We start from the raw sequence: 17,550 nt of genomic DNA, 5'->3' as shown, positions 1-17,550 counted from the left end.
AAATGATAATTGAACAACCTAAAGTCACATCTAAGCAGCAAGCAGGGAATGCGGCTTTAAAAGAACCATGGATTATACGCTTTTTGCTGACTACCATTTCCCTGTTATTTCTTCTCATTTTTTTAGTGCTACCACTGGTCACGATTTTTATAACCGCCTTTAAAAAAGGAATAGATGTATATATTGCATCCATTACTGAACCTGATGCTCTATCGGCGATTAAGTTAACTTTGCTTGTAGCTCTAATAGTCGTTCCAATCAATACGATATTTGGGATTGCTTGCGCTTGGGTAATTACGAAATTTGATTTTCGTGGGAAAAATTTATTAACAACATTAATTGATTTACCATTTGCAGTTTCTCCTGTTATTGCAGGTTTAGTATTTATTTTACTTTTTGGTGCAGAAGGACTATTTGGTGAATGGCTATTGAATCACAATGTTCAAATCATTTTTGCTTTACCAGGTATTATTTTAGCGTCACTCTTTATAACTGTTCCATTTGTTGCTAGAGAGCTTATTCCACTCATGCAAACACAAGGAAAACAAGAAGAAGAAGCTTCCATCAGTTTAGGTGCAGGTGCTTTCACTACTTTTATCAAGGTCACACTTCCCAATATTAAATGGGGACTTTTATATGGAGTTATTTTATGTAATGCCCGTGTAATGGGAGAATTCGGCGCAGTATCTGTTGTATCCGGTCATGTTCGAGGTTTAACTAATACAATGCCCCTTCATATAGAAGTCTTATACAATGAATACCAATTTTCAAGCGCATTTGCAGTTGCGTCATTGATGTCCATTTTAGCATTGATTACAATCGTTATTAAAAATATTATTGAATGGAAAACAAAGCATTAGGAGGGATCAATATGAGTATTACAATTCAAAATGTAAAAAAGCAGTTTGGTAGTTTTCAAGCTTTAGATAACATTTCTCTGAACATTGAAACAGGCGAACTGATTGCGTTGCTTGGTCCATCCGGTTCAGGAAAAACATCGCTACTTCGCATTATTGCAGGATTAGAGAATCTTGATGAAGGTGTAATTTTATTTGACGGAGAAAATATAACTGAGATTAATGCAAAGGAACGAAATATTGGGTTCGTTTTTCAACATTATGCACTCTTCAAACATATGACGGTATTTGATAATGTAGCCTATGGTCTAAAGGTACGTCCCCGTAAAACTCGCCCTTCTAAAAAGGAGATTGAAGAAAAGGTACATACACTTTTATCACTAGTAAAACTTGAGCCCTTTGCAGATCGCTATCCAAACCAACTATCAGGTGGTCAAAGACAGCGTGTTGCACTTGCAAGAGCACTAGCTGTTGAACCAAAAGTACTTTTGTTAGACGAACCATTTGGGGCACTTGATGCAAAAGTTCGGAAAGATTTACGACGCTGGTTAAGAAAGATGCACAATGAATTTCACGTGACAAGTATTTTCGTAACACATGATCAAGAGGAAGCTTTAGACGTTGCTGACCGTATCGTAGTGATGAATAAAGGGCGCATCGAGCAAGTTGGTACACCTGAAGACGTATATGAACATCCGAATAGTCCATTTGTTTACGATTTTCTCGGCAATGTCAATTTATTTAAAGGACGTTTAAAAGATGGCCAGCTTGTTCATGGAAACTATACAAGTAATGTCGATCAAGAGCTAACCCAAAATGATATTGAGGCAATTGGGTATGTACGTCCACATGATATTCAAATTGAACGAACAGCTATTTTTGAGGATATGGTGCTTGCGAAGATTATCTTCATTCATGCCATCGGTCCAATAGTGCAAATTGAGCTACATCGCCAGGATGTTGATGAATATCTGGAAGCAGAGTTATCCAAAGAACAATTCCGCTCTTTGAACTTAAGTCGCGGTGAGGAAGTTTACATTCGACCAAAGCAATTAAAGGTCTTTATACCAGCGGACTTTTCGATTTAGTTTAATTGTATGGTAGTTAACAAATAAGTAAATGTTTTATCTAAAAACAAAGAGGTAACGTAAAACAATTGTTTTACGTTACCTCTTTTTCCTTGAAAATTATAAATACCCTATTACCCTATTCTTAAGCAGTAACATCGCGTTTTACAAATGAAATAAAGCTAGCGAATAAAAATAGTACTGCATAAATGGCTAGAATTGCTAAAGAGAACGGCATTGTCAAGCCTTCTACAATAGAATAACCAGTCTCAAATTGAGTTAGGTCCATATTTGGAATCCACAAATATTTGACAAATTCATATTTGCTTAAAAATACCACAATGCTAGATCCCGCAAAATTAATAAATAAAGTAAGACCAATTGCTAAAGAACTTGAGCGGAAAATACTTCCTATCATAAATGCAAATACAATCGACATAAGGATTTCTCCAAATGTTAACAAATACATATATATTGAATGAGCCAATAAAGAAGACTCAACTACACTGTTCCCTTCAACAATTAAATTTGTCCCTGAAGAGAATCCATATAAAACTGCTCCTGTAATAAAGTTTAATACCCATGTTAGGATTGCCATGAAGATAGCAAATATAATGACTATTAAAAGTTTTGAAGATAATATTTTTGCACGACTTACCGGACGTGTTAGAAGCATCTTAATTGTTCCCGTTGCAAACTCACTTGATACAATACCAGCAGCTATTATAGTAGCAAATAGACTAATTAAAGATAATAGCATTGAACTATCGTTTACATAGGATTGAGCACTTCCCGTATCAACAGGTTGTATATTGTTTTTCAAACGATAATTTGAAATTTGTATTGAATCTTTTGCATCTTGTAACTGTTTTTTTGAAAGTTCACCACTTTTTATCATTGATTGTTGTTGTTTAATAGATTGCTCTTCAAGTGCTTTCCACTCACCTCTATTTTCAACATCCTTGTTATATGACCATTTATGAACACCAGCCATCGTTAAAATGGATAAAACTAAAATAATGAGCATAACCCATGTACCTTTTTTATGCCACAATTTCATCCACTCATTTTGCAGAAGCTTTAGCAATTTGTCCACCTCCTGTCATTTCTAAGAATTGATCTTCAAGTGATTGATGATGTTGTTGTACAGAATAAATATCTATTCCTTCAGTTATCAAACTAGCAATAAGCTTTGGTACATCCTCTCTCTCTATTGCAATAAGGTATCCTTTTGATTGTTTTTCAAAACGATAGTTTTGCATCTTTAAAATTTGTTCACAAGACTGTTCAACCTCAAAATAATATGTAGATTGCTGCTCATTCGCTATTTCACGAATATCAATAAGCTCTCCATTTTGGATAACGGCAATTCTATCACAGATTAACTCAATTTCTGAAAGTAAATGACTCGATACGAAAATGGATACATTTTCTTGTCTGGCAATTGTTCGAAGATGTTCCCTAAACTCTCGAATACCAGCAGGATCAAGTCCATTCGTTGGTTCATCCAATATCAAAAACTTAGGATGATGTAATAACGCTTGAGCTAATCCTAATCTTTGCCTCATACCTAAAGAATAAGTCGATACTTTTTCATGAATACGGTTTTCGAGTCCAACTAACCGGACAACTTCTGTAATTCTTTCTTTTGAAACATTGTCATGCATTCTAGCAAAATGAAGTAAGTTTTTAGCTCCTGACAAATACTTATACATCTCTGGATTTTCTACTATAACTCCTACTTTGCTAATTGCTTTATCAAAGTTCTGCGAAAGTGAAATTCCATCGATTAAAACTTCGCCCTCTGTAGGTCTCATAAGTCCCGTCATCATTCGTATTGTAGTTGTTTTACCAGCACCATTTGGACCTAAAAATCCTGTAATTTGGCCAGGATACAGTTCAATATTCAAATCTTTGATAATCTGTTTTCCCTTTATTGCTTTTGATAAATTCTTCAATTCAACGATTGGTTTCATTAAATTCTTCCTTTCCATGATTTTTCACCGCATGTAATATAAAAATTTACTTCCTTTCGTTAATTTTCAATTTGGCAAAATTAGTTACATTTTACCATCCCTTTGAATATACGTATCTTGTCCATTTTTGGTTTCATTTAATTATAAAAATCCCTTATTTTCCAGCCTTAGGATATAACTCATATTCAGAATATATAAATCTACCAAACTATAATTTAATCGATGTTTTTTAAAAGTTCAATTCTCCATTTCACTGTTTAATCATATCTTTTTCACACATCATTCACATTTCTTACATAGAGGTGTGATTTTTATCACACCTAAAGCTCTTTAATTTTTATATCATGAGTTCGAGATCAAAAAGTAACTTGGAATTTTCAAAAAGGAGGGTCAATATGGCCAATAAAAATGAATCAGAAGAAAACTTAAAAGGTACTTTCTATTTAGTTTTGACCCTAGGCGGGATTATAGTAGCTGTTTGGGCTGCATGCTTTGGTCTATTTCTTGATCGCTTTTAATTAGTAGTTAGGAGGAAAAACAATGCATCTTCATAAATATGAAAGATATTGGCTTACATTTGGTGTTTGCTCCTTAATCGTCTTTTTAATGATTACAGGTATTATGGCATTTCATAATGGGAGTCATCCACCAAGTGCAAAGAACACAATCAACCATGAGAAGGTTGATGAAATTGCACCATTCGATAAACCTGGGGTACATAAAGTATCCGGTAAAGATTGGGATTACGAAGTGGTTGTAGTTGCTTCTGCTTTTTACTACAATCCTCCTGAATTAGAAGTACCTGTGGGTGCAAAAGTTAAATTTATGGCGACTTCAAAAGACGTAGTTCATGGATTTGAAATTGCTGGAACAAACGTCAACATGATGTTAGAACCCGGCTATGTTTCAGAATATATTACGACAGTTGATAAAGTTGGGGAGTACTTAATCGTTTGTAATGAATATTGTGGTGTAGGTCATGCACAAATGCACTCTAAATTAAAGGTGGTGGATAAAAAATGAGTCAAATAACATTAGATCATTCCAAAGTACTGAAAAAAGAAATGACAAAATCAAATAAGGTTCCTAAAATGATTGATTTTTTAAAAGTTGATTCCAAAGATGCTAAACTTTCAATGGCTCATATTTATGTTGCATTTATTGCCCTATTTTTAGGTGGTACTGCTGGTCTTTTACAAGTTTTAGTGCGTTCAGGAAGTTTTGAATTACCTAAGGGAATTGGCTATTATCAAGTTTTAACGGTTCATGGCGTATTATTAGGTCTTATATTAACTACATTCTTTATCTACGGTTTTCAAATAGCTGCTGTAAGTCGCACATCTGGTACTTTAACGCCAAAACAAAGATTAATTTGTTGGGTTGGCTTCTGGACAATGACAATCGGTACAGCAATGGCTGCAACAATGGTTTTATTAAATGAAGCATCCGTATTATATACATTTTATGCTCCACTTCAAGCACATTGGATTTTCTACTTAGGATTAACTCTTGTTGTTGTCGGTTCTTGGATTGGGGGTTTAGGTCAAGCACTTCGATGGATGCAATGGCGTAAAGAAAATCCTCATCAAACATCACCACTTCTATCATTCATGGTGGTATGTAATAACTTAATGTGGTTTGTAGCAACGATTGGTGTCGCTTCTGAAGTATTATTCCAATTATTACCTTGGTCTCTAGGACTTGTAGAGCGTGTTGATATCTTATTATCTCGAACACTATTTTGGTCATTCGGTCACGCATTAGTTTACTTTTGGTTACTTCCAGCTTATATGATTTGGTATGTAGTTGTACCAAAGGTTATTGGCGGAAAGATTTTCTCTGATGCTCTAGCACGGCTTTCATTTATTTTATTCGTATTATTCTCTGTACCAGTTGGAATTCACCATCAATTGACTGAACCAGGTATTGCTGGATCTTGGAAGTTCTTGCAAGTTGTTTTAACAATGATGGTTGTTATTCCTTCATTACTAACTGCATTCTCTATGTTCGCGACATTTGAAATACGAGGCCGTGAACTTGGTGGAAAAGGATTATTTAACTGGCTAAAAAAATTACCTTGGGGAGATGTTCGTTTCTTTGCTCCTTTCATGGGTATGTTAATCTTCATACCAGGTGGTGCTGGAGGTATTGTCAATGCATCTCACCAAATGAACCAATTAATTCATAATACCATTTGGGTTACAGGTCACTTCCATCTAACTGTTGCAACAGCAGTCGTATTATCATTCTTTGGTGCAACTTATTGGTTAGTACCTCATCTTAAAGGTAGAACATTAACAAAAAGTTTAAATCGTCTTGGAATTATTCAAACCATCACTTGGGTTATTGGTATGTCGATTATGTCTAGTTCAATGCATATCGAAGGTTTACTTGGTGCTCCTCGTCGTTCAACATTCTCTGATTATGGTGGTGCTGAAATTGCAAAAACTTGGGCATCTTACCAAATCGCTCAAGCTGTTGGTGGTACCTTATTATTCATTGGGATTGTTCTTTTCTTGTATATCTTTATCAATCTTTGCTTCTTTGCACCAAAAGGAGAACAAGAATTTCCAATTGGAACAGTTGCTGAAAATGCTGAAAAAACACCAGCAGTTTTAGAAAACTTTAAAATTTGGATTGTAATTTTAGTTGCCCTACTATTAATTGCATACACATATCCAATTTATGATATTATCCAAAACGCCCCACTTGGTTCAAAAGGATATAAGCTTTGGTAACTAAATAGTTATAGGGAGCTTTCCAGAAAGTTTTGAGTTTAGTAAGCTATGAACATCTCTGTAACAAACGTTGATGATCATAATTATTCAAAAAAACTGTTTTTCTATTCGATTACGAATTGAAAAACAGTTTTTTTTGAATACAATTGTAATATAAATATAATCTTTTATTCTGTCCTATTTTTTACGGTGAAAACATCGTCCCCATTTGAAGAAATTTGGATTATTAATTTCATTCTGCTTGTATTATTACTACACACATATCATCTGGTTGATTTTGTTGAAGCTCTTTTGGCATAACAAAGTCAATTGGTTCTTTGCCTGCATCTTTAATCCATACTTTTGATGAAGTATCCTTTAAACTTTCTAAGCCATCTTCCACTTCATTGTCTAATACTTCCATGACACCATCTGTATACATCAAGAGTTGAATGTTGTTTTCATAATGGAGAATCGATTTTTCTATTTTCATTTTTTCAAAGAAACCAACAGGACAACATGATTTTGTTAATGAAACAACTTCTTTACCATCCACTAAGGCAAAACCAGGCGGATGTCCTGCATTTACATATTCTACTGTTTTATTCTCCGTATCAATAATTAAGTATATGGCTGTAAAATAATAATGGATCGCGTTCTCTTCCTTATTTAAAATATTCATCCAATGATTTAATTCTAAAATAAAGGATTCGGGATTTGGGTTTTTGCGTATAGCATCTCTAAGCGCTGAAGAAATGTACATACATACAAGCGAAGAAGATATTCCATGGCCCATCATATCAAGTAAGACCAAGCCAATTCGATGATCATCAATTTTCTGCCAGTAATACATATCTCCTGCTAAATGATTTGCAGGAATATAGGAAGCTTCAATTAAGATATTATTTTCGTTTAATGGTTCGCTCAATAAACCTCTTTGAACTTGCATAGATAAATCAAGTTCACTTCTTATTTTTTCTTCTTGATTCTTATGCCAATCTTTTTCATATTTTAGTCGAAGCCCTACTCTAATTCTCGCTAGCAAATCAATTTTATTGATGGGTTTCATTATATAATCAATCCCACCTACATCTAGCGCTTCTGCAACCTTATTTGAACTTTCAATTGCCGTTACAAAAATAACTGGAATATCCTTTAAACTTGGAATTGTCTGTAGACGTTTACAAGCTTCTATTCCATCCATTTCAGGCATCATAATATCGAGTAAAATAAGATCTACTGAACTTTCTTTTGTATGTAACATTTCATTATTAAAAAAGCTAAACATTTCTTTTGCAGACGTTAATGATACATAATCATGATAACCAGCTCGTTTTAATATATTTTCTACTAAAAAGAGATTTACCTGGTTATCATCTACAATTAAAATCGTCATTCTATCTAGTACCTCTTTTCTCATTCATCCCTTCTGCTAAAGTTTAGAAAATAGTATTCTATAATTTTCTATATATATTTTGTTTGCATTCAATCACTTCATATTTAGTTGAAAAAGGAGTAGAACGTAATGTTTCTTTACTTCCAATACCTAGTATTCCTTGATGACATAGACTATCATAAAATAATTGATTTACACTATTTTGTAATGGACTTGTAAAATAAATCATTACATTTCTACATATGACAACATGGAATTCATTAAACGAACTATCTGTAACTAAATTATGTTGAAAGAAAACGATATTTTTTAGCAAATCAGGGTTTAAATATGCATTCTCATAATCCGTGGTGTAGTATTCAGAAAATTCTTGTTTACCACCTGATTGTAAATAATTTTTTGTATAAGCTTGCATATGATTTAAAGGTAAAATTCCCTTTTCTGCTTGTTTTAAAACATTTTCATTAATATCAGTTGCATAAATATTAGTTCGTTCATAAAGACCTTCTTCTTTTAGCAATATGGCCATTGAAAAAGCTTCTTCTCCTGTTGAACAACCAGCATGCCAAATGCGTATTTCTGGTAATTCCTTTAGGATTGGGACAACCTTAGAACGAAAAGTGAGAAAAAACTCAGGATCTCTGAACATTTCAGTTACTTGAATGGAAAAATCATTGATTAACTTTTCAACAAATCCCTTTTCATAAAGAACCTTTTCAATTAAGACGCTAATCGAACTCACTTTTTCGATTCTGGTTCGATATTGAATTCTCCTTTTAATGGAGGAACGCATATAGTTTTGAAAATCAAATCCTGAAACACTGTAAACTGCACGTAATAATAAATCTACTTCAATATCTTCTCTTTCTTCTTGGGTTAATAAGTCTTTCATTATTGTTCCTCACTTATTTTTTTGTTTCCTTTTTTGTAAGCCATACACGAAGAACTGATAATAGTTGATCTACTTTTAATGGTTTACTAATATAATCAGATGCTCCTGCTTTTAAGCATTTTGCTCTGTCCCCTTTCATTGCCTTTGCAGTCAGGGCAATGATAGGCATTTCTTTATATTGTTCCATTTTACGGATATGTTGCATCGTTTCATATCCATCCATACCAGGCATCATAATATCAATCATCACAGCATCAATCTCGTTCTCATCTTGTAAGATATCTAAACATTCAAATCCGTTTTCTGCTGAAATAATCTCCATGCCTTCAGATTCTAATACTTTTTTCAGTGCAAATATATTACGATGATCATCATCAACTATAAGAATGGTTTTATTAGAAAGGTTGTTCATGTTGTTTTGAGTTTGGGGTACTTCTATTTGTTTTGTTTCCTCGTTCTGATTACTCATTTTCTCAGGGCATTCTTCAATTGTGGCAGCGATCATTTCACAATTAACCATATCTTTTTCTACATTTATGCCATTTGGTAAATCCGGTAAAAATAAGGTAAACGTACTACCTTTTCCTTCCTCACTCTCAACAATTATCCAACCACCTAAAAGTTTTGCAAATTCTCGACTGATTGATAGGCCAAGACCTGTGCCTCCGTATTTTCTAATTGTTGCGCCATCTGCTTGTTGGAACGCTTCGAAAATCAATTGTTGTTTATCTTTTGGAATGCCTATTCCAGTGTCTGTAATACCTATTTCAATCCATGTATCGGCTAAATCTGGATTTACCCATTCTCGAATAAGTTCCTTATTTGTTCTCTTAATATTCATCGTCACAGAGCCATGATCTGTAAATTTGAAAGCATTTGATAATAAATTCTTTAAGATTTGTTGGAAGCGAAGCTCATCGGTAAATAAGATATCAGGAATATCATTTTCTTTTTCTACAATAAAATCAATCCCTTTATTTTTTGCAACATGATCAAAGTTTCGATGAATCATCTCAGGAATTTCACTCATATTCATTTGATCAAACTCAACTACAAGTTTACCCACTTCTACTTTTGATAAATCTAAGACATTGTTAATCAAGCTTAGTAAATCTTGCCCTGAAGATCGAATAATGCGGGCAAATTCTTGTCTTTCCTCTGGTGTGCTCTTATCGTCTGGGTCTTGTAGCATCTCTGATAATATTAAAATACTATTTAGTGGTGTTCTTAGTTCATGTGACATATTCGCCAAGAATTCTGATTTATATTTAGAGCTTTGTTTCAATTCTATTGCTTGCTCCTCTAAATCTTTTTGTGTTATTTCTAACTGTCTTGACTTTTCTTCTGCTTCTAAGGTTCTTTCTGAAAGTTGCTCATTGATGATTCGTAGCTCTTCAGCTTGGGTCTGTAATTCTTCTGATTGTGCTTGAAGTTCTTCTGATTGTACTTGTAACTCCTCGGTTTGTGCTTGGGATTCTTTTAAAAGTCGTTCAATTTCCATTCGTCCTAGAACATTATTTACTGTAATGCCAAGTGTTTCCATTGCACGTTTTACAAAAAGTTGTTGAAGATGTGTAAACGTTTCAAAGCTGGCAATTTCTATTACTGCTACGACCTCATCCTCAAACACAACCGGAGTAATTAGTATACTTTTTGGTTTGGTTTCTCCTAAGCCTGTTGTAATGAGTCGGTAGTCATCAGGAATATTTGTAATCATTAATGATTTTTTTTCATTCGCGCACTGCCCAATCAATCCTTCTCCCATACGAAATTCTAATCTTCCAATTTCATCTTCATTTCCCGCATATTCAGCCAATTTAACAAACCGTATATCATTACTTGAACCAGTTCGAATATAATATGCACCAAGTGAAGCTCCTACCATTGGGACTAGTTTGGTAATGACACGTTCTGCGAGTTGTTTGGAATGATCGATACGTTGATACATCATTGCCATATCAGCAAGTCTAGTTTGTACCCAGTTTTGATCACTCATTTTTTGATTTAATGCTTTTTCGTTACGATTATAGTTTTCGAGCGAAGCAGCCATTTCATTAAAACTATTTGCAATTTCTCCAATTTCATCTTTTGTACAAATATTAATCCTTGGTAATTCAGTTAAATCTTTATAATTAATAGTTTTGATCACGTTCACTATATTAAGTAAGTTTTTAGATATACTTCGAATCATCCAAAGAAGAATAAGGATAATTAAAGTAATACTAAAAAGACTAAGGATGACAGTAAATTTCACCATGCTATCATACGTTTGTTTAGAGCTCATCATCGTATTGTTCATAATACCTTCTTGAAAGGTTTTGAAATCACTTAACGTTGCCAATACATTTTTACGTTGTTTTGACTGTTGATTCATTAAAAATTGCAGATTATTTTGGTTTTCATCAGTATTTGCAATCTCTTTTGTGATTTGTGATTCTATATCTGAATAGTTTCGATAACCGTCCTCCAGTTGTTGTAATAATTTTTTACCTTTACTTGTATTTATTTTCGATTTCAATTCTGATATTCGTTTAGAAATAGATTGATGATTTTCTTGAAGTAATTTAATACTGCTCTCAACCTTATCTTGATTTTCTTCTTGAGATGAGTACAAAATTTCACGATCAGATTCTAAAAATAATTGACGAATATCTAACACCAGTCTGACTTTATCGTACCTATCTTCAACGATTTCGTTCATATTCTTATTTAAAGTATTTAGATTAATAAGCATTGTAAATACTAGTGTAAGTACACATATTACAATTATGCTGAAACCTATTATTTGTCTCTTTTTGTAACTCATTAAACCATTCCTTTACATTTTATATAAACTACTAGTATTAATTATGTAGCCTAGATGTACTTGTAATTTCCAATAAAAATTCAATTAAATTCTTTTGAATTTTTTATTTATTTAAATTGATTATTAATGAATTTTGGAATATATATAATATTACCATTTAGTAATAGATTGTGCTTTACGGGATGCATTATAATCAATTCAAGTTTTATAAATTGATACAATTGTCACTATGTCTAATAGAGGATAAATCCCATAGGAATAGTATAAAACCATCACTTTAAACAGTTAAAAAGAAAGGCAACCACTGAAATATAGGAAAATTTCAGTGGTTGCCCTTTAAGAGAATTTCACTTTTTACATTTACACTTCTTTTGCTTCTACAGCAAAAATCGGTGAAATTTGATCTTTATATTTTGCTTCCTGATCATTTAATAATAGGTGTATATCACCATAATCATTTGATGTTCGTATTAATCGACCCATTCCTTGTTGTAAGCGTAGTAACATAAATGGTAGATCAACATCTTCGAAAGGATTGTTAGAAAATGAACGTTTTGCATCAAACAACGGATCGTGTGGAGGAAATGGTAAATCGAAAATAATGACACGTGTCAATGCTTCTTCAGGTAAATCTAACCCTTCCCATAAATGATAAGAACATAAAACTTGTAATTTTCCATCTTGGAAATCTCGAACAATTGATGAAAGTTCTCGATCACCTTCAAAACCTATATTAGTTAATAAACGTTCGTCCAATTGACCTTTAAATTGATTCATTGCTTGTTTCGATTTAAAGAGGATCAATGTTTGTTTTTCTTCTTCAATTAGTTTTTCTACTCTTTTTACTTTTTCTTCTTGTTTTAAATGATGTAATAAAATTTGCATAACTTCATCATATTCAAATGGTGAAGCAACAGAAAAGGATTGATAGTCTTTAATACCCAAACTTCCAGCGATATAGCTAAAGTCCTTATTAATCGATAAAGTCGCTGATGAAAAGATATACGGTATTTTTTTTGAGAATACTTTCTCTTCTAATACCTCTGTTATCAATCGTGGCATGATAACGAGCGTTTCTTCTCCATCTGTTTCTTCTAACCAGTCAACTGCGTCACCTTTTGCAACGAAAATGCGCATTGCTGCTTCATACTGTTCAAGAAATTCTTCTGCCATACGTAGTTCATATTCCGGTATCACATAAAGTTCTGATTCAAAAACGAACTCCTCTAATAAGGTTTCAACTGTATCAATAACTTTTTGACCTAATTTAAGTAAAGTAGGAGATTTTTTTATGCGTTTACGATCCTCATCGGACTCAATCACATCATCACGTAATTGGTCAAAAAATAGTTCATGTCCGTCCTGTAGTTTTTCCATTGTATATAATGTTTTTTCACGTAAACCATCGACCATTAAGCGATCGATTAGCTGTACAATAGTATAATCTTGGACTTTATATGTCATCGCTTTTTGAGCAGCGTATTCTAACAAATGCCCTTCATCTAATACAATCATAGATACTTCAGGAAGCAAAGGTAATTGTCCTTCACGTTCTCGCGATTCTTTTGTTGCAATATTTTCCATTAAGAAATCTTGCGAACAGATGATGAGATCTGTTGACTTACGATAATGCGCTCTGTGAAGAGTTTGTCCACATCTATTACGTAAATCACAAACAGAGCATTGCTGAATAGAGTTGTAATTAACCATATTCCATTCTTCATCACTAATATTCGGATAGTCACTATGTTGTCCATACAACCCTAGTTGTCCTTGTCCAAATACACCTTCTGGAATTGTTTCTGCTATATCATCTAAGAATGCACCATCAGCAAATTTCTCTGCTTCTTCGTAGCGTTTTAAACACAAATATTGATCACGGGATTTTGCTAAGCGAACATCAATATTTAAATTTAAATATTGTTGTAATTTATATATATCGCCGCCCTCTTTAACGAGCTGATCGATTAATGTTTCATCTGCACAAGCAATTAACGCTGGCTTCCCAGTATAACGAGCATATGCAATCGAAGGAAGTAAATAAGCGATTGTTTTCCCTGTACCTACTCCGGCTTCAGCAAAAAGCACCGATTTTTCACGTAATACTTTTTCAATTTGATATGCCATGAAAATTTGCTCATCACGGCATTCTAATCCTTTTTCAGGCAGTTCATCATATAAAATGTCACCAATCCAGTCTCCCAATGAATCAAAGAAAGATTTGTCCTTAGATAATGCAAATGGTATTGATTGTCTCATTCAAAATTCCCCTCTCGGATGACAACGAAACGGAAGGGGTGACCCCCTCCCGTCAAATTCATATTCGAAAAAATGAAATCTAAAATAGTAGCGCAAGTTCATTTCATAATAAAATATGATTTTGACGCTCTCTTTAGTAATTTATTTTCAACTTTTATGATTGATTTCCTTTTGGTGTGCGTTTACCCCAAAATTGATAATAATCGGTTTTGATAAATCCGTTAAATAGTTTACGTTTTTTTGTTGCTTTTTTACCATAAAGTTCTTCGAAATTTTCCATAGAAGAAAGCATGTAAACAGACCATGTAGGATATTTACTCATCATTCTCCCCATATTCCGAATCATCTCTTTAAGCACTTCTTTATCACCAATACGTTCACCATATGGTGGGTTACCAACCATAACACCATCTGTAAGGCTTGTTGTAAAGTCTAATACTTGCATTTGTTTAAAAGAAATTAAATCTGCAAAACCAGCTTCGCGCGCATTATTTGTAGCGATTTCAACCATACGGTGGTCAATATCTGAGCCGAAAATTTGCAATGGTTGATCATAATTTGCTAAGTTTTCAGCTTCCATACGTACTTCATCCCAAACTTTTTGCTTCATCCATGGCCAAGTTTCACTAATGAAATCACGATTATAGCCGGGTGCTATATTTTGTCCAATCATAGCTGCTTCTAAGCAAATAGTACCAGAACCGCAAAATGGGTCTGCAAATGGACGATTAGGATGCCATTTCGAAATATACACTAATGCAGCAGCTAATGTTTCTTTTAAAGGCGCCTCCCCTTGCTCTAAACGATACCCACGTTTATGCAAGCCTGCACCACTTGTATCGATAGTTAACGTTACTTCATCTTTTAAAATGGAAACTTCAATTTTATATTTCGGACCTGTTTCTTCTAAAAAACCAAGTCGTTTATAATGAAATTTCATCCGTTCGACAATTGCTTTTTTCGTAATTGCCTGGCAATCCGGTACACTGAATAATTTTGATTTCACTGATTTACCACTAACAGGAAATTCTGCATCAACTGGTAAATATTTTTCCCATTCGATTGCTTTTACTCCTTCGAATAATTGCTCAAACGTTTTAGCAGGAAATTTTCCTGCTACAATTTTAACTCGATCTGCAACACGTAACCATAAATTTGTCTTGGCAATATCTCTTTCATCACCAACAAAGTATACTTTACCGTTATCTGTTTGAGTAGTATAGCCTAATGCCTTTAGTTCATCAGCTACAATAGATTCAAGTCCCATCGCTGCTGTTGCTACTAATTGAAATTTTGTCATACTTTCTTCCCTTCTATCTCTAACGCCCAAAATTCTATAAATTCTATTAATTCGTCTAACTTGTGAGGTTTAGAATAATAATATCCTTGAATCATATCACACCCCATTTTATTGAGCAATTGAACTTGCTCTTGTTGTTCAACACCTTCGGCAATTACTTTTAATTGTAATCGATGTGCCATTTGAATTATGGCATCGACAATAGCTTGTTTGTCTTTATAAGAGCACAAATCATGAATAAAAGTTTGATCGATTTTCAAATAGTCTAATGGGAATTGCACTAAATAACTAAGTGAAGAATATCCCGTACCAAAATCATCTACCGAAAGTTTAAAACCCATTTGTTTAAGTTTTACTAATTTACGAATGGTTTCTCTCTCATTATCCATTATGGTTCGTTCTGTTAGTTCTAATTCAAAAAGACGCGCAGGTATATTATTTTTCACAAGTATTTGTTCGACTGATTGAATGAAGTTGTGCTGATGAAAATGAATACTGGAAATATTGATTGCAATTGGTAGATTTTCAATCCCCAATTTTGCTAGATTATGTGCATCTTGGCATGCCCGTTCAACAATGCATTCACTAATAGGAATGATTAAACCAGTCTCTTCTGCATAGGGAATAAATTCAGCTGGCGAAACAAATCCAAGTTTTTCACTGTTCCATCGAACTAATGCCTCTACGCCAATAATTTGCTTTTTTTTCAAATCTATTTTGGGTTGATAATGTAAGTCAAAGCTTTTATGCTCAATTGCTTGACGAAGTTCGCTATCTAAAAGCAATATGCGTTTTGCATCTGTCTGTAATTCATCAAAATAAAATATGCATTGATTTTTACCATTTTCTTTTGCAAAATACATTGCCTTATTGGCTTTGTTAAGTAATGGTTCAGTTTCATCTCCGTCAATCGGATAAATACTAATCCCTATACTTGATGTACAAAATATCTGTTGATTATTAATGATGAAAGGTTCTTCTAGAAGATGGATAATCTTATGCCCTAAATGGACAGCTTCTTTTGGATGATGAATATCAGTGAATGTAATAACAAATTCATCTCCACCATATCGGGCAACAATATCTTTGTTTTTTAGTAATGTCTGTATTCTCTTGACAAATTGAACTAACAGCTCATCTCCAATAGAATGGCCCAATGTATCGTTTATTTGTTTAAATCGATCTAAATCTAAAAACAGGATGGCATGCTGATAATTATGATTTTTAGAAGCATTGAGTAAAACCGTCATGCGCTCATTGTAGGCAAAACGATTAGAAACTCCTGTAAGAGAATCTGTCATTGACCTTCTCTTAAGTTCACTTTCTATTGTTTTCTCATCAGATAAGTCAGAAAAGACTCCACAATATCCAATAACATGCTTTTGTAGATCTTGAATCTCCATAATTTTAAGCCATTCTGGATAAATATCGCCTGTTTTTCTTCTATTCCAAATTTGCCCTTGCCATTCTCCATTTTGTTTTAATTCTTTCCACATCTCGCTATAAAAAACTTTCCCATGGACACCTGATTGTAAAATATCTGGTCTTTCACCAATTACTTCCTCTTTTTTATAACCTGTAACAAATTCAAACGCTGTATTTACATTTACTATATTACTATGTATATCAGTAATCATGACCCCTTCAGAAATAGCATTCATGATTTTAGGTAATATGTATTCGCTATTCTTGATAATATTAGCTGGAGTTATCATCACTTTATCAATTTCATTTGTCGGCATACAAGTCACCATATTCCTAAAAGAAAAGCTCTCCATTTGCTGGAGAGCCTGACTATTCGTATTAAGCATCATTAAAAGACTGTAAGCCATGTTTTGTGCCCTAGTACTATAACGGCTCACGCCTTGTACAACTGGGTAGTAATCATCTATCTACGAAAGTTAAAAGCTTTCGTCTCTCCATCCATTTGATTCCTTCAGGAGAACGCCCCTACCATAATTTGGGTTGCTCACTCGTGGGGTTTACCTCGTTCCACCTGTTATGTTTCCATAACAGCTTCGTCACTGTGGCACTTTCAGAGAGTTTCAACCATATCCAAAAGGACTTAGGTTTTCCTCCCGCCGTCAGTCATTAGACTGCCTTAGCTTATTTATTCGCTAAGCACGAACACTACGGTCATCTCAGAGCCGTGCGAGCATGGACTTTCCTCAACAACGTCAAGCGTTGCAGCGATTACTCGTTCTTTTATGATGACTTAAATATTATATATCTAACATTTTTATTTTTCAAGGGTTTTGCATTGATTTACTAAAAAGAAGT

General features: G+C 33.7%; 13 protein-coding genes and 1 other RNA gene. 5 read left to right on the top strand and 9 right to left on the bottom strand.

Annotated elements, in window-relative coordinates:
• Window positions 1–2 precede the first annotated feature (2 nt).
• Window positions 3–860: a sulfate ABC transporter permease subunit CysW gene (cysW, locus tag ACWV26_RS05740; RefSeq protein WP_455898189.1), complete on the top strand. Its 858-nt coding sequence runs from the start codon at window positions 3–5 to the stop codon at window positions 858–860.
• A gap of 11 nt (window positions 861–871) precedes the next feature.
• Window positions 872–1,945, top strand: a complete 1,074-nt coding sequence (locus ACWV26_RS05735; RefSeq protein ID WP_455897410.1) for a sulfate/molybdate ABC transporter ATP-binding protein — start codon at window positions 872–874, stop codon at window positions 1,943–1,945.
• Between the two features lie 124 nt (window positions 1,946–2,069).
• Here ACWV26_RS05735 and ACWV26_RS05730 read toward each other — a convergent pair whose 3' ends face one another.
• Together ACWV26_RS05730 and ACWV26_RS05725 are read right to left on the bottom strand one after the other, a co-directional pair.
• Window positions 2,070–3,011, bottom strand: a complete 942-nt coding sequence (locus tag ACWV26_RS05730) for an ABC transporter permease (RefSeq protein WP_455897409.1) — start codon at window positions 3,009–3,011, stop codon at window positions 2,070–2,072.
• Window positions 2,989–3,900, bottom strand: coding sequence for an ABC transporter ATP-binding protein (locus ACWV26_RS05725; RefSeq protein WP_455897408.1), 912 nt, complete (start codon window positions 3,898–3,900; stop codon window positions 2,989–2,991). Before ACWV26_RS05725 ends, ACWV26_RS05730 begins: the two co-directional genes overlap by 23 nt.
• A 395-nt stretch (window positions 3,901–4,295) precedes the next feature.
• Between ACWV26_RS05725 and ACWV26_RS05720 the strand changes: the two genes are divergently transcribed.
• The 3 genes from ACWV26_RS05720 to ACWV26_RS05710 all read left to right on the top strand — a co-directional run bounded on the left by ACWV26_RS05720 (window position 4,296) and on the right by ACWV26_RS05710 (window position 6,638).
• A complete protein-coding gene (locus tag ACWV26_RS05720) occupies window positions 4,296–4,418 on the top strand; it encodes a hypothetical protein (protein ID WP_455897407.1) in 123 nt (40 codons plus the stop codon).
• Window positions 4,419–4,440: 22 nt separating this feature from the next.
• Window positions 4,441–4,923 carry a cytochrome c oxidase subunit II gene (locus ACWV26_RS05715; protein ID WP_455897406.1) on the top strand — a complete coding sequence of 161 codons (483 nt, stop codon included), beginning with the start codon at window positions 4,441–4,443 and terminating at the stop codon, window positions 4,921–4,923.
• Between the two features lie 68 nt (window positions 4,924–4,991).
• Complete coding sequence (locus ACWV26_RS05710) at window positions 4,992–6,638, top strand: b(o/a)3-type cytochrome-c oxidase subunit 1 (RefSeq protein WP_455898188.1); 1,647 nt, start codon at window positions 4,992–4,994, stop codon at window positions 6,636–6,638.
• A 232-nt stretch (window positions 6,639–6,870) separates the two neighbouring features.
• Here ACWV26_RS05710 and ACWV26_RS05705 read toward each other — a convergent pair whose 3' ends face one another.
• The 7 genes from ACWV26_RS05705 to rnpB all read right to left on the bottom strand — a co-directional run bounded on the left by ACWV26_RS05705 (window position 6,871) and on the right by rnpB (window position 17,475).
• Window positions 6,871–8,013 (bottom strand): SpoIIE family protein phosphatase, encoded by a 1,143-nt coding sequence (locus tag ACWV26_RS05705; RefSeq protein ID WP_455898187.1) that lies wholly within the window; start codon window positions 8,011–8,013, stop codon window positions 6,871–6,873.
• 58 nt (window positions 8,014–8,071) lie between these two features.
• On the bottom strand, window positions 8,072–8,905 hold the full coding sequence (locus tag ACWV26_RS05700) for a CheR family methyltransferase (RefSeq protein WP_455897405.1): 834 nt from the start codon (window positions 8,903–8,905) through the stop codon (window positions 8,072–8,074).
• A 13-nt stretch (window positions 8,906–8,918) separates the two neighbouring features.
• Window positions 8,919–11,711, bottom strand: coding sequence for a response regulator (locus ACWV26_RS05695; protein ID WP_455897404.1), 2,793 nt, complete (start codon window positions 11,709–11,711; stop codon window positions 8,919–8,921).
• A 360-nt stretch (window positions 11,712–12,071) separates the two neighbouring features.
• Complete coding sequence (locus ACWV26_RS05690; RefSeq protein WP_455897403.1) at window positions 12,072–13,970, bottom strand: ATP-dependent DNA helicase; 1,899 nt, start codon at window positions 13,968–13,970, stop codon at window positions 12,072–12,074.
• Between the two features lie 154 nt (window positions 13,971–14,124).
• The gene (locus ACWV26_RS05685; RefSeq protein WP_455897402.1) at window positions 14,125–15,270 is read right to left on the bottom strand and encodes a THUMP domain-containing class I SAM-dependent RNA methyltransferase; all 1,146 of its coding nucleotides are present in this window, start codon (window positions 15,268–15,270) and stop codon (window positions 14,125–14,127) included.
• Window positions 15,267–17,102, bottom strand: a complete 1,836-nt coding sequence (locus ACWV26_RS05680; protein WP_455897401.1) for a putative bifunctional diguanylate cyclase/phosphodiesterase — start codon at window positions 17,100–17,102, stop codon at window positions 15,267–15,269. The genes ACWV26_RS05685 and ACWV26_RS05680 overlap by 4 nt, the downstream gene beginning before the upstream one ends.
• Window positions 17,090–17,475, bottom strand: an RNA gene (rnpB, locus tag ACWV26_RS05675) — RNase P RNA component class B. Before rnpB ends, ACWV26_RS05680 begins: the two co-directional genes overlap by 13 nt.
• Window positions 17,476–17,550: the final 75 nt, after the last annotated feature.

The organism is Rummeliibacillus sp. JY-2-4R, assembly GCF_053847205.1.
This window is presented reverse-complemented; position numbering and strand designations above follow the sequence as displayed.

Bases quoted from the DNA above. Each gene is read 5' to 3' on its own strand.
- cysW (WP_455898189.1), top strand. From the start codon at position 3: ATGATAATTGAACAACCTAAAGTCACATCTAAGCAGCAAGCAGGGAAT.
- ACWV26_RS05735 (WP_455897410.1), top strand. From the start codon at position 872: ATGAGTATTACAATTCAAAATGTAAAAAAGCAGTTTGGTAGTTTTCAA.
- ACWV26_RS05725 (WP_455897408.1), bottom strand. From the start codon at position 3,900: ATGAAACCAATCGTTGAATTGAAGAATTTATCAAAAGCAATAAAGGGA.
- ACWV26_RS05720 (WP_455897407.1), top strand. From the start codon at position 4,296: ATGGCCAATAAAAATGAATCAGAAGAAAACTTAAAAGGTACTTTCTAT.
- ACWV26_RS05715 (WP_455897406.1), top strand. From the start codon at position 4,441: ATGCATCTTCATAAATATGAAAGATATTGGCTTACATTTGGTGTTTGC.
- ACWV26_RS05710 (WP_455898188.1), top strand. From the start codon at position 4,992: ATGATTGATTTTTTAAAAGTTGATTCCAAAGATGCTAAACTTTCAATG.
- ACWV26_RS05705 (WP_455898187.1), bottom strand. From the start codon at position 8,013: ATGACGATTTTAATTGTAGATGATAACCAGGTAAATCTCTTTTTAGTA.
- ACWV26_RS05700 (WP_455897405.1), bottom strand. From the start codon at position 8,905: ATGAAAGACTTATTAACCCAAGAAGAAAGAGAAGATATTGAAGTAGAT.
- ACWV26_RS05695 (WP_455897404.1), bottom strand. From the start codon at position 11,711: ATGAGTTACAAAAAGAGACAAATAATAGGTTTCAGCATAATTGTAATA.
- ACWV26_RS05690 (WP_455897403.1), bottom strand. From the start codon at position 13,970: ATGAGACAATCAATACCATTTGCATTATCTAAGGACAAATCTTTCTTT.
- ACWV26_RS05685 (WP_455897402.1), bottom strand. From the start codon at position 15,270: ATGACAAAATTTCAATTAGTAGCAACAGCAGCGATGGGACTTGAATCT.
- ACWV26_RS05680 (WP_455897401.1), bottom strand. From the start codon at position 17,102: ATGGCTTACAGTCTTTTAATGATGCTTAATACGAATAGTCAGGCTCTC.